Genomic DNA, 13,368 nt, shown 5'->3' on the forward strand with positions numbered 1-13,368 from the left:
CGCCTGAAGGAAAGATGAACAAAGGTTGATCCCGCACCGCAACAGGGAAACAAAGCAGCAAAAAGGCCGGCTTGCGCCGGCCTTTTCATTGTCCTCGGTATTCTTACGGATGAACGATCATTCCGCGGGCGGCAGCGCAGGAAGCTCCGCTTCCGGCGCCGGCGACACGACGGCCGCCTGCTTCTCGCGCTCATCCAGGATCAGCTTGTCGCGCTTCATCGCGACTTCGCGGATCTTGGCCATGGAGGCGCCGGTGCCCGCCGGGATCAGCCGGCCGACGATGACGTTCTCCTTGAGGCCTTCGAGCGGATCGATCTTGCCGTTGACCGCCGCTTCGGTGAGGACGCGGGTGGTCTCCTGGAACGATGCCGCCGAGAAGAAGGAGCGGGTCTGGAGGCTCGCCTTGGTGATGCCGAGCAGAACCGGCGTACCCGTGGCGGGCTTCTTGCCCTCTTCCTTGGCCTTCTCGTTCAGCGCGTCGAACTCGATCTTGTCGACCTGCTCGCCGGAGATCATGTCCGTATCGCCCTGGTCGGTGACTTCCACCTTCTGGAGCATCTGACGGACAATCACCTCGATGTGCTTGTCGTTGATGAGCACGCCCTGGAGCCGGTAGACCTCCTGGATCTCGTTGACCAGATAGGCCGCGAGCTCCTCGATGCCCTTGACCGCAAGGATGTCGTGCGGCGCCGGGTTGCCTTCCACGATGAAGTCGCCCTTTTCGACGACGTCGCCGTCCTGAAGGTGGATGTGCTTGCCCTTCGGGATCAGGTACTCGCGCGGCTCCTCGGTCTTGTCCATCGGCTCGATCGAGATGCGACGCTTGTTCTTGTAGTCGCGCCCGAACCGGATGGTGCCCGCGATCTCGGCGATGATCGCCGCATCCTTCGGACGCCGTGCCTCGAACAGTTCCGCCACCCGCGGCAGACCGCCGGTGATGTCACGCGTCTTGGCGCTTTCGGTCGAGACACGGGCGAGGATGTCGCCCGGATTGACCTTGGCTCCGACGTCGACCGAGAGAATGGCGTCGACCGACAGCATGTAGCGGGCATCGCCGCCACGGGCGAGCTTGAGCACCTTGCCGTCCTTGCCCTTGACCACGATGGCCGGACGCAGGTCCGAGCCGCCGCGGGTCGAGCGCCAGTCGATGACCACGCGCTTGGCGATGCCGGTGGCCTCGTCGAGCGTTTCCGAGATCGACTGCCCCTCGACCAGGTCCTCGAAGCCGATCGTACCTTCGACTTCGGTGAGGAGCGGACGAGTGTAGGGATCCCACTCGACGACGCGCTGGCCGCGCTTGACCATGTCGCCCTCGTCGACGTGCAGGCGCGAGCCGTACTGGACGCGGTGCGTCGCACGCTCGGTGCCGTCGGCATCGACGATCGCCACCACCATGTTGCGCACCATCGCGATCAGGTGACCTTCGCTGTTGCGGGCGATGGCCTTGTTCCTGATCACGATCTTGCCGTCGAAGCTGGCTTCGACGAAGGACTGCTCGTTGAGCTGCGCCGCACCGCCGATGTGGAACGTGCGCATGGTGAGCTGGGTGCCCGGCTCGCCGATCGACTGCGCCGCGATGACGCCGACGGCTTCACCGTGGTTGACCGGCGTGCCGCGGGCGAGGTCGCGGCCGTAGCACTTGCCGCAGATGCCGTTGACGAGCTCGCAGGTCAGCGCCGAGCGGATCTTCACCTCCTGCACACCACCCTGCTGGATGGCTTCCAGATGGCTCTCTTCCATCAGCGTGTCGCGCTTGATGATCACCTTGCCCGAGCTGTCACGGATATCCTCGCAGGCCGTGCGTCCGAGGATGCGCGAGCCGAGCGAAGCGACCACGGTGCCGGCATCGACGATGGCGCGCATCTTGATGCCGAGCTTGGTGCCGCAGTCGGACTGCGTGATGATGCAGTCCTGCGCGACGTCGACGAGACGACGGGTCAGGTAGCCCGAGTTCGCGGTCTTCAACGCGGTGTCCGCGAGGCCCTTGCGGGCGCCGTGGGTCGAGTTGAAGTACTCGAGCACCGAGAGGCCTTCCTTGAAGTTCGAGATGATCGGCGTCTCGATGATCTCACCCGACGGCTTGGCCATCAGGCCGCGCATGCCGGCGAGCTGGCGCATCTGGGCCGGCGAACCGCGGGCACCGGAGTGGGCCATCATGTAGATCGAGTTGATGTCGGCATCGGCTCCGCTCGCCGTCTTCTTGGTGGCGGAGATCTCCTTCATCATCGCCTTGGCGATTTCTTCCGTGGCCTTCGACCAGGCGTCGACGACCTTGTTGTACTTCTCGCCGTGGGTGATCAGGCCGTCGTTGTACTGCTGCTCGAAATCCTTCGCCAGCGTACGGGTGGTGTCGACGATCTTCCACTTGCCGTGCGGCACGACCATGTCGTCCTTGCCGAACGAGATGCCGGCCTTGAACGCGTTGTAGAAGCCGAGCGCCATGATGCGGTCGCAGAAGATCACCGTCTCCTTCTGGCCGCAGTGGCGGTAGACCTGGTCGATGACGCCAGAGATCTCGCGCTTGGTCATCAGCTTGTTGATGATCTCGTAGGTGACGCGCGGGTTCTTCGGCAGCAGGTTGCCGAGCATGACGCGGCCGGCGGTGGTCTCGATCCAGCGCTTGGAGATCTTGCCGGTCTCGTCCATGCCTTCCCACCGGTACTTGATCTTGGTGTGGAGGTGGATGACCTTCGCATGCAGCGCGTGCTCGAGCTCGGCCATGTCGCCGAACACCTTGCCCTCGCCGGGCAGGCCTTCGCGCATGATCGAGACGTAGTAGAGACCGAGCACGATGTCCTGCGACGGCACGATGATCGGCTGACCGTTCGCCGGATGCAGGATGTTGTTGGTCGACATCATCAGGACGCGCGCTTCCAGCTGCGCTTCGAGCGACAGCGGGACGTGCACGGCCATCTGGTCACCGTCGAAGTCGGCGTTGAAGGCCGAGCAGACCAGCGGGTGAAGCTGGATCGCCTTGCCCTCGATCAGCACGGGCTCGAACGCCTGGATGCCGAGACGATGCAGCGTCGGGGCGCGGTTGAGCAGCACCGGATGCTCGCGGATCACCTCGTCCAGGATGTCCCAGACCTCGGGCCGCTCCTTCTCGACCAGCTTCTTGGCCTGCTTCACGGTGGTGGACAGGCCCTTGGCGTCAAGCCGCGAATAGATGAACGGCTTGAACAGCTCGAGCGCCATCTTCTTCGGCAGGCCGCACTGATGCAGGCGCAGCTCGGGACCGACCACGATCACCGAACGGCCCGAATAGTCGACGCGCTTGCCGAGCAGGTTCTGACGGAAGCGTCCCTGCTTGCCCTTGAGCATGTCGGCGAGCGACTTCAGCGGACGCTTGTTGGCGCCGGTGATGACGCGGCCGCGGCGGCCGTTGTCGAACAGCGCATCGACCGCTTCCTGAAGCATGCGCTTCTCGTTGCGGATGATGATGTCGGGCGCGCGCAGCTCCATCAGCCGCTTCAAGCGGTTGTTGCGGTTGATGACGCGGCGGTAAAGGTCGTTGAGGTCAGAGGTCGCGAAGCGGCCGCCGTCGAGCGGCACCAACGGACGCAAGTCCGGCGGGATCACCGGAACCACGGTCATGATCATCCATTCCGGCTTGTTGCCGGAGTGGCGGAACGCTTCGACGATCTTGAGGCGCTTGGCGAGCTTCTTGTGCTTGATGTCGGAGTCGGTCTCCTGCATCTCGACGCGCAGCGTAGCCTCGAGCTTCTCGAGGTCCATGCCCTTGAGCAGCTCGCGGATCGCTTCGGCGCCGATCATGGCGGTGAAGCTGTCCTGGCCGTACTCGTCCTGCGCCTTCAGATACTCGTCTTCCGACAGCAGCTGACGGTCCTTGAGCGCGGTGAGACCCGGCTCGAGCACGACGTAGTATTCGAAGTAGAGGATCCGCTCGAGATCCTTCAGCGTCATGTCCAGCAGCAGGCCGATGCGCGAGGGCAGCGACTTCAGGAACCAGATGTGAGCGACCGGAGCGGCGAGCTCGATATGGCCCATGCGCTCGCGCCGGACGCGCGACAGCGTGACCTCGACCGAGCACTTCTCGCAGATGATGCCCTTGTACTTCATGCGCTTGTACTTGCCGCACAAGCACTCGTAGTCCTTGATCGGCCCGAAGATGCGGGCGCAGAACAGGCCGTCGCGCTCGGGCTTGAAGGTACGGTAGTTGATGGTCTCCGGCTTCTTGATCTCGCCGTAGGACCAGGACAGAATCTTCTCTGGGGACGCGATCGAGATCCGGATCTGGTCGAAGACCTGAGCCGGCGTCGTCGGGTTGAAGAGATTCATAATTTCTTGGTTCATCGTCTTCTCCTCGCGTGCCGGTCGCCTCCGGCCGCAAATTCGAAAATCACTCGAGCAGGGCGCCCTGCCCTCAAGGCCTCAGGCCGGGCGCCGATGCCCGGCCGTCGAAGGCCGGGCATGAAAGGTCGAATTACTCGGCCGCTTCCGACGTCGGCGCCGGTCCCATCTTGGAGTTGTGCAGGTCGACGTTGAGGCCGAGCGAGCGCATTTCCTTGACCAGCACGTTGAACGATTCCGGAATACCGGCCTCGAACGTGTCGTCGCCGCGCACGATCGCCTCGTACACCTTGGTGCGTCCGGCGACGTCGTCCGACTTCACCGTCAGCATCTCCTGGAGCGTGTACGCCGCGCCGTAAGCCTCGAGCGCCCACACCTCCATTTCGCCGAAGCGCTGGCCACCGAACTGCGCCTTGCCGCCCAGCGGCTGCTGGGTGACGAGCGAGTACGGACCGATCGAACGCGCATGGATCTTGTCGTCGACCAGATGGTGCAGCTTGAGCATGTAGATGTAGCCCACCGTCACCTTGCGATCGAAGGCATCGCCGGTGCGGCCGTCATAGACGGTCGACTGGCCCGAAGCGTCCAGACCGGCCAGCTTCAGCATCTCCTCGATGTCGGCTTCCTTGGCGCCGTCGAACACCGGTGTTGCGATCGGCACGCCGCGGCTGAGGTTATGGCCGAGCTCAAGCAGCTCGTTGTCGTTGAGCGTCTTGATGGTCTCGTCCTCGCCGTAGACCTTCTTCAAGGTTTCCTTCAGCGGCTTGATGTCCTGCTTCGACAAATAGGCATCGACCGTCTGGCCGATACGCTTGCCGAGGCCGGCGCAGGCCCAGCCGAGATGGGTCTCGAGGATCTGTCCGACGTTCATGCGCGAGGGCACGCCCAGCGGGTTGAGCACGATGTCGGCGTGCGTACCGTCTTCGAGGAACGGCATGTCCTCGATCGGCACGATCTTCGACACCACGCCCTTGTTGCCGTGGCGGCCGGCCATCTTGTCGCCGGGCTGGATCTTGCGCTTCACCGCGACGAAGACCTTGACCATCTTCATCACGCCGGGCGGCAATTCGTCGCCGCGCTGGAGCTTCTCGACCTTGTCGAGGAAGCGCTGTTCAAGCCCCTTCTTCGACTCGTCGTACTGCTTCCGCATGGCCTCGATCTCGGCCATCAGCTTGTCGTTCGGCGAAGCGAACAGCCACCACTGCGACTTCGGGTACTCCTCGAGCACCGCACGGGTGATCTTGGTGTCCTTCTTGAAGCCCTTCGGACCGGCAATGCCCTGCCGCCCCTCGAGGAGCTCGGCAAGACGGTTGTAGACGTTGCGGTCCAGGATCGCCTGCTCGTCGTCGCGGTCCTTGGCCAGACGCTCGATCTCTTCCCGCTCGATCGCCAGCGCACGCTCGTCCTTGTCGACGCCGTGACGGTTGAACACGCGCACTTCCACGATCGTGCCCTGCACGCCCGGAGGAACGCGCAGCGAGGTGTCGCGAACGTCGGAGGCCTTCTCGCCGAAGATGGCGCGCAGGAGCTTCTCTTCCGGCGTCATCGGGCTTTCGCCCTTCGGCGTGATCTTGCCGACCAGGATGTCGCCGGCACGCACTTCCGCGCCGATGTAGACGATACCGGCTTCGTCGAGGTTCTTCAGCGCTTCTTCCGAGACGTTCGGAATGTCGCGGGTGATTTCCTCAGGTCCGAGCTTGGTGTCGCGGGCCATCACCTCGAACTCCTCGATGTGGATCGAGGTGAAGACGTCTTCCTTCACGATCCGCTCGGAGAGCAGGATCGAGTCTTCGAAGTTGTAGCCGTTCCACGGCATGAACGCGACGAGCACGTTCCGGCCGAGCGCGAGCTCGCCGAGATCGGTCGACGGACCGTCGGCGATGATGTCGCCCTTCTTGACGATGTCGCCGACCTTCACCAGCGGACGCTGGTTGATGCAGGTCGACTGGTTGGAGCGCTGGTACTTCATCAGGCGGTAGATATCGACGCCCGACTTGGTCGGATCGAGATCTTCCGTGGCGCGGATGACGACGCGGGTCGCGTCGATCTGGTCGATCACGCCGGAACGGCGCGCCGCGATCGCGGCACCCGAGTCACGGGCAACGACGCCTTCCATGCCGGTGCCGACGAACGGCGCCTCGGCGCGAACCAGCGGCACCGCCTGGCGCTGCATGTTCGAGCCCATCAGCGCGCGGTTGGCGTCGTCGTTCTCTAGGAACGGGATCAGCGCCGCGGCGACCGAGACGAGCTGCTTCGGCGACACGTCCATGTAGTCGACCTTGTCCGGCGTCACCGGCAGAACTTCGCCGGCGTGACGGCAGACCACGAGGTCTTCGGTGAAGCGGCCCTTCGGGTCGAGCGGCACGTTCGCCTGCGCGACCGTGTAGCGGCCCTCTTCCATCGCCGAGAGGTACACGACCTCGTCGGTGACGCGGCCGTCCTTGACCTTGCGGTAAGGCGTTTCCACGAAGCCGTACTTGTTCACGCGCGCGAAGGTCGCGAGCGAGTTGATCAGGCCGATGTTCGGACCTTCCGGCGTCTCGATCGGGCAGATACGGCCGTAATGGGTCGGATGCACGTCGCGGACTTCGAAGCCGGCGCGCTCGCGGGTCAGACCGCCCGGTCCAAGCGCCGAGAGACGACGCTTGTGGGTGATCTCCGAGAGCGGGTTGGTCTGGTCCATGAACTGCGAGAGCTGCGAAGAGCCGAAGAACTCGCGCACGGCGGCAGCCGCGGGCTTCGCGTTGATCAGGTCCTGCGGCATGACCGTGTCGATGTCGACCGAGGACATGCGCTCCTTGATCGCGCGCTCCATACGCAGGAGGCCGATGCGGTATTGGTTCTCCATGAGCTCGCCGACCGAGCGCACACGGCGGTTGCCGAGATGGTCGATGTCGTCGATCTCGCCCTTGCCGTCGCGCAGGTCCACCAGAGTCTTGATGACCGAGAGGATGTCTTCCTTGCGCAGCGTGCGCTGGGTGTCGGGCGCATCGAGGTCGAGGCGCATGTTCATCTTGACGCGGCCGACCGCGGAAAGGTCGTAACGCTCGGCGTCGAAGAACAGCGACTGGAACATGGCCTGCGCCGATTCCAGCGTCGGCGGCTCGCCCGGACGCATCACGCGGTAGATGTCGAACAGCGCGTCCTCGCGCGTCATGTTCTTGTCGGCCGAGAGCGTGTTGCGGATGTAGGGGCCGACATTGACGTGGTCGATGTCGAGCAGCGGCAGCTCCTTGTAGCCCTGCTCGTTGAGCGCCTTCATCAGCTTGTCGGTGATTTCCTCACCGGCTTCGGCGTGGATCTCACCCGTCTTCGGGTTGACGAGGTCCTCGGCGACGTAGTTGCCGACCAGTTCCTCATCCGCCATGCGCAGCGCCTTTAGCCCCTTCTCCTGGAGCTGGCGGGCGGCACGGACGGTGAGCTTCTTGCCGGCCTCGAGCACGACCTTGCCGGTGTCGGCGTCGATCAGGTCGTTGACGGTCGAGTAGCCGCGGAAACGGTTGGCGTCGAACGGAACGCGCCAGCCTTCCTTGGTCCGCTTGTAGAGGATCTTCTTGTAGAACGTGGACAGGATCGCTTCGCCGTCGAGGCCGAGGGCGAACATCAGCGACGTCACCGGAATCTTGCGGCGACGGTCGATACGCGCATAGACGATGTCCTTGGCGTCGAACTCGATGTCGAGCCAGGAGCCGCGATACGGGATCACGCGGGCGGCGAACAGCAGCTTGCCCGAGGAATGGGTCTTGCCCTTGTCGTGGTCGAAGAACACGCCGGGCGAACGGTGCATCTGCGAGACGATGACGCGCTCGGTGCCGTTGACGATGAAGGTGCCGTTCATCGTCATGAGCGGGATATCGCCCATGTAGACGTCCTGCTCCTTGATGTCCTTGACCGACTTCGCACCGGTTTCCTCGTCGATATCGAACACGATGAGGCGCAGCGTCACCTTGAGGGGAGCCGCGAAGGTCATGCCGCGCTGGCGGCACTCGTCGACGTCGTATTTCGGCTGCTCGAACTCGTAGCGGACGAATTCCAGCATCGAGGTGCCCGAGAAGTCGGAGATCGGGAACACCGAGCGGAACACCGCCTGCAGACCCTCGTCGAGGCGGCCGCCAGTGGGTTCATCGACCATCAGGAACTGGTCATAGGACGCCTTCTGAACCTCGATGAGGTTCGGCATCTCGGCGACTTCCTTGATGTGTCCGAAGAACTTGCGAACGCGTTTGCGACCGGTGAATGTCTGCTGCGCCATCGTGGCCTCTCATTTCGTCGCCCGCTCTGGGCGCGCCGTCCGGAACGCGGCTGCCACCGCTTCCCGGGTTGAATTTTTCGAACCCGTTTTGGGGGTCGGAAACTCAGTTTCAGGCGGGAATGTCCTGAATCTGTTCTTCAGACCTTCAAAACGCAAAACGACGCGCGGGGCGCTGCTGCGCGCCCGCCCGTCACAACGATCGTCTTCACGGACTGCAAAAGCCCGAAATAGCCTGCTCTCCCAACGGCTTACAGGGAAATCCGGCCTCCCTGCCCACCGCGCTTTCGTGCTGTCGACCCGATATGGGGCGACAATAGTGTAGATTCGAGGGTTAAACCCGCAAATCCCCACACTTTTTCGTGTTCGGCCTACGTCGGGGCGTTCCGTCGCACGCCTTTTGCATCCGGCCCGCCCCCTTGGAGGGTGGACCAAGATCCCGGGCTGAGCCGATGCTCGCCCGGGATCCCGTACCAGTAAGCCGTGCTTACTTGAGCTCGACCTTGGCGCCAGCCTTCTCGATCTGGGCCTTGATCTTCTCGGCTTCTTCCTTGTTCACGCCTTCCTTCAGCGGCTTCGGAGCACCCTCGACGAGGTCCTTTGCTTCCTTGAGGCCGAGACCGGTGATGGCGCGGACTTCCTTGATGACCTCGATCTTCTTCTCGCCGGCAGAGGCGAGAACGACCGTGAACTCGGTCTTCTCTTCCGCCGGAGCGGCGGCAGCGCCACCACCAGCCGGGCCGGCCACGGCGACAGCCGCGGCAGCCGAAACGCCCCACTTCTCTTCGAGGAGCTTCGCCAGTTCAGCGGCTTCGAGCACGGTGAGGCTCGAGAGGTCGTCAACGATCTTCTGCAAGTCAGCCATTGTTCAGTTTCCTTACGTGTATGTCTGGTTCGGGTTTGAGTTTTGCGAAGGGCGTCAGGCCGCTTCGCCCTTTGAGGCATGAGCCTGGATGACGCGCGCGAGCTTGCCCGCGGGCGCGTTGGCGAGCTGAGCCAGCTTGGTCGCCGGGGCCACAAGCAGGCCGACGATCTTGCCGCGCAGTTCATCAAGCGACGGCAGCGAGGCAAGTGCCTTCACGCCGTCGACATTCAGGACGGTCTTCCCCATCGATCCGCCGACGATGACGAACTTTTCGTTCGCCTTGGCGAATTCAATGGCGACCTTTGGCGCCGCTACCGGATCGTTCGAGGTGGCGATCACGGTCGGCCCCTTCAGCATGGGGCCGATGGCAACGACGTCAGTGCCTTCAAGAGCAATTTTGGCGAGACGGTTCTTCGAGACCTTCACCGCAGCGCCCGCCTGCTTCATCTGCTGGCGCAGCTTCTGCATCTGGGCGACGGTGAGGCCGGAATATTGAGCAACGACCGCGACGCTCGTGGTCTTGAAGACCTCATTGAGCTGTTCGACCGCTTCCTTTTTTGCCGCTCGTTCCACAGCAAGCTCTCTCCGGTTGGCGGTCATCGCGAAAAGCGGGACCGCCGGGTTGCACCCATCGTCCCGCCCAAACCTGAACCTCCGGGCCAAAACCCTTCGGACGCGCCGGGCAAGACGACAATTCAAAGCCTGCCCTCCGGGAACCCCTTAGAGGTCCACGGCGTGTCGAGGTCCGAACCAGACCCGTTTCGCAAAGCCAGCCCTTAAAGCTGAGTGCGAAGTGAAATCCGGTCTTCACCCGTCTATGCAGGCCATGCGATTAAGCCGTTGAGAAATCGAAATTCCCCGCGGGCGCCTGCAGTCTTGGACAGGACAAGGTCAGCCGGCGAACCGCCCGACCTCTGCCCGCATCCCTTCCGGCCGACAGTCTTTCCTTCCTTTTCGGGCAAATCCTCGCGGACGTCCTGAAAAGGAATGAGCTCCTGCCGTGTCGGGTTTTCGGAATGCGTGCACGAACGCGCCAGCCGAGGCCGGCACGTCCGGAAGCGGTTCTTTAACCGCTCTCTGCCGGCTTGCCAAGAGCAAAATTCGCACCAGTTCCGATCCGATGCCGGTGGGACTGGAACCCCGCGCCAAAGGCGTGGTCCCGCCGAGGGTTAGCGAAGTCTTTTCGCACAATGCCGCATCGGAATGCACGCCTTACGGATCAGGCAAGGCTTCTCAGCTATGGGTTGAGCTTCGCACCCTCTTCTCCTCCAAGTTCCCTCTGAAGCGCAAATCGACAGGGATCAATGATCCGGCACACCGTCACCCTGCTCCTCGGACTGGCGATCCTCGCGGCGGCCTATTGGGTGCTGGCAAGCTGGCCGATCATCGCGCTGGTCTTCTTCTTCCTCGTGCGGGATGTCGCTGGCGGCCTCAACGTCCTCTGGTTGGCCGTCATCGTCGGAATGATGGCTTTTGGCGCGACCCGAAGACATCCCGGGCTCGTCGCGGCGCCGCTGCTGTTCTTCGCGGCCTGGTTCGGCGTCTCCGTCGTGGACCGCTACAAGGCCGAGGCGGAGACCGATCCGTCCCTTGCCGTCCGGACCATACCGGCGGAACTGAAGGACATCCGCACCGTCACCCTGGTCACCCGCGGGGTCCGGGGCTGCTGCGGACAGGTCTCGCTGCTGGCCGATCATCTGGTCGATCGCTATGTCCATGCCGCCGACGACGAGAAAGGCCATATCGGACCGATCCAGATGACCGAGCTTGCCGCGGCCAAGGATTGCACCGCTGAGGAGCTCCGCCGGTCCGAACTGCTGCAACGCGCCGGCCGGATCGGCGAATGCCTGAAGACAACGACGATCGACAGCATTCCCGACGGGCTCGTAGTTAGGATGCAGCCCAGGCCCTACTATCCCATGGTCGGTTGCTGCACCGTCGGCACGCTCAATGTCCGGCAGAACGGCGAGGAGCGCGTCGCGGCGACCTGGCACTCCGGCCGGCGCGTCGTGCGCAGCTACGCCCCGCTATTCGGGAGGCCGAACGCACCCGATCCGACCGTGTCGGTGTGGTCGGGATTCGCGGGCGGTCCATCGCAGATGGTCTGGATCGGCGGTCCCACCTTCACCGCCGAGGACCTCGCGGCCGCGGCCTACGGCATCGACTGGGCTGCACCGCCGAAGACACCCGACGTCAGCATCGCCGAGCTGATCCGCCGCGCGGTCGAGATTTCCAAGGGCCCCACCCGCACCGCCGCCCTCGACATCGCGCTGGCCGTGCAGGCCAAGGGCGGCGTCAATGACGAGCTGCTCCGCATGATGGCCTCCTTCATCGAACTGTCGAGCAGCCACAGCCCCGCCTATCAATCGATCCAGAAATTCTGGTTCAAGCTTGATCCCGGCCGGCAGCGCCAGTTCATCGACCTGATCGTGGCGCGCATGAAGGACCCGGCCATAGGCTTCGACTACAATCGCGCCGAGCTGCCGTTCCACTGGGATGCCGCGAAATTCCCCGGCATCCCGGATCAGGCGCTGCTCGTCTTTGAGGAACGACGCGACCTGAAGACCTGGCAATATGAGCTGGCGCTGCGGCTCGCGGCCAAGGCCGCCTTCGGATCGGATCAATATGCTGCCGAGCAGCGCCAGCGCTTTGGCTTGATCCGGGACGATTCCAGCGACGCATTCAGCAGCCGCGCGCTGGCGTTCAAGCGCGTCTACTTTCTGGGCAATGACGAGCAGCGCGAATTCTACGCCGACCAGCTCGATCGCGTTCCTGATGCGATGCTCGAACAGTTCCTGATCGCGACCGGCTGGCATCGCAGCCCGCATGAGCCGAACGCGACGGTTACGACCCGGATGCTGCGCGAACGCGCCGCGGCCCGCATCGCGGCGGTGACAGACGACAAGCTCAGGCGCGATCTCCAGGAGAGATTCCGCCTCGATCGCGCCAGCTAGGTCTTGACCGCGTAAGGCAGCGGCTTGCCCGCGAAGAATGCGGTGAGGTTCGCCAGCACGCAGTTCTGCATGGCGACGTGCGAGTCCAGGGTATGGCCGCCGATATGCGGGGCGAACACGACGTTGGGCAGCGCGGTCAGCGCGTCGGGGGCGTGCGGTTCCTTCTCGAAGACGTCGAGGCCGGCGCCGGCGATGGTCTTGTCGGTGAGCGCCGCGACCAGGGCCTTCTCGTCGATGACAGAGCCGCGGGAAATATTGACGACATAGCCATCCGCGCCGAGGCGCTTCAGGATATCGGCGTTGACGACGTGCTGGGTCTCGGCCCCTGCCCGGACCGCGATCATCAGCACGCTGCACCAGTCGGCCAGCGCCTCCAGCGACGGGAAATACTGATACGGCAGATCGTATTGGGTGCGGCTGAAATAACCGACCTCGCTCTCGAAGGCGGCGCAGCGCGCGGCGATCTTGCGGCCGATCTCGCCCATGCCATAGACGCCGATGCGGCGGCCGGGCATGCCGGCCTGCGGCCGCATCATCGGCGACTGTTTTGACGCGGCCCAGTCGCCGCTGCGGACATATTGGTCGGCCACCAAGATCCGCCGCGTCGTCGCCAGCATCAGGGTCATCGCGATGTCGGCGACCGAGGCGGCATTGGCGCCCGGGCTGTGACCGACCGCGATGTTGCGGCTAGCTGCCGCCTTCAGATCGACACCGTCATAGCCGGTACCGTAGCAGACGATGGCGCCGAGCTTCGAAAACAGGTCCATCGCCTCCGCGCCAAGCGGCGAGCCGCCAGCGGTCAGCATCGCACGGATGCCGCCGAGCTCGTCGGCCGGAAACACCTCATGCGCCGGCTTGCCACCGGTGTCGAGCAGCTCGAACTGCTCGGCGAAGCGCGCCATCATCGTCTTGGGAAAGCGCGAATAGATCAGGACCTTGTCAGCCATTGTTCTTGTTTCCAATGAATCCCGCAGACAAACGAAAGGGGC

At 63.8% G+C, this 13,368-nt stretch carries 6 protein-coding genes; 1 reads left to right on the forward strand and 5 read right to left on the reverse strand.

Annotated elements, in window-relative coordinates; all coding sequences use genetic code 11:
- Positions 1-117: 117 nt before the first annotated feature.
- From rpoC to rplJ, 4 genes are all read right to left on the reverse strand, one after another.
- Positions 118-4,314 (reverse strand): DNA-directed RNA polymerase subunit beta', encoded by a 4,197-nt coding sequence (rpoC, locus tag WN72_RS29440; protein ID WP_028146248.1) that lies wholly within the window; start codon positions 4,312-4,314, stop codon positions 118-120.
- A 130-nt stretch (positions 4,315-4,444) separates the two neighbouring features.
- Positions 4,445-8,563 (reverse strand): DNA-directed RNA polymerase subunit beta, encoded by a 4,119-nt coding sequence (gene rpoB / locus WN72_RS29445; protein WP_027564414.1) that lies wholly within the window; start codon positions 8,561-8,563, stop codon positions 4,445-4,447.
- A 484-nt stretch (positions 8,564-9,047) separates the two neighbouring features.
- Complete coding sequence (gene rplL, locus WN72_RS29450) at positions 9,048-9,425, reverse strand: 50S ribosomal protein L7/L12 (RefSeq protein ID WP_018647233.1); 378 nt, start codon at positions 9,423-9,425, stop codon at positions 9,048-9,050.
- Between the two features lie 54 nt (positions 9,426-9,479).
- Positions 9,480-9,998: a 50S ribosomal protein L10 gene (gene rplJ, locus WN72_RS29455; protein WP_018322254.1), complete on the reverse strand. Its 519-nt coding sequence runs from the start codon at positions 9,996-9,998 to the stop codon at positions 9,480-9,482.
- A gap of 731 nt (positions 9,999-10,729) precedes the next feature.
- Here rplJ and WN72_RS29460 point away from each other — a divergent pair.
- The gene (locus tag WN72_RS29460; protein ID WP_092219078.1) at positions 10,730-12,379 is read left to right on the forward strand and encodes a hypothetical protein; all 1,650 of its coding nucleotides are present in this window, start codon (positions 10,730-10,732) and stop codon (positions 12,377-12,379) included.
- Here WN72_RS29460 and WN72_RS29465 read toward each other — a convergent pair.
- Entirely contained in the window at positions 12,376-13,326 is a 951-nt protein-coding gene (locus WN72_RS29465; protein ID WP_092219076.1) for a 2-hydroxyacid dehydrogenase, read from the reverse strand. The two genes, WN72_RS29460 and WN72_RS29465, sit on opposite strands and share 4 nt — an antisense overlap.
- Positions 13,327-13,368: the final 42 nt, after the last annotated feature.

The sequence above is a fragment of the Bradyrhizobium arachidis genome, assembly GCF_015291705.1.
Lineage (GTDB): Bacteria > Pseudomonadota > Alphaproteobacteria > Rhizobiales > Xanthobacteraceae > Bradyrhizobium > Bradyrhizobium arachidis.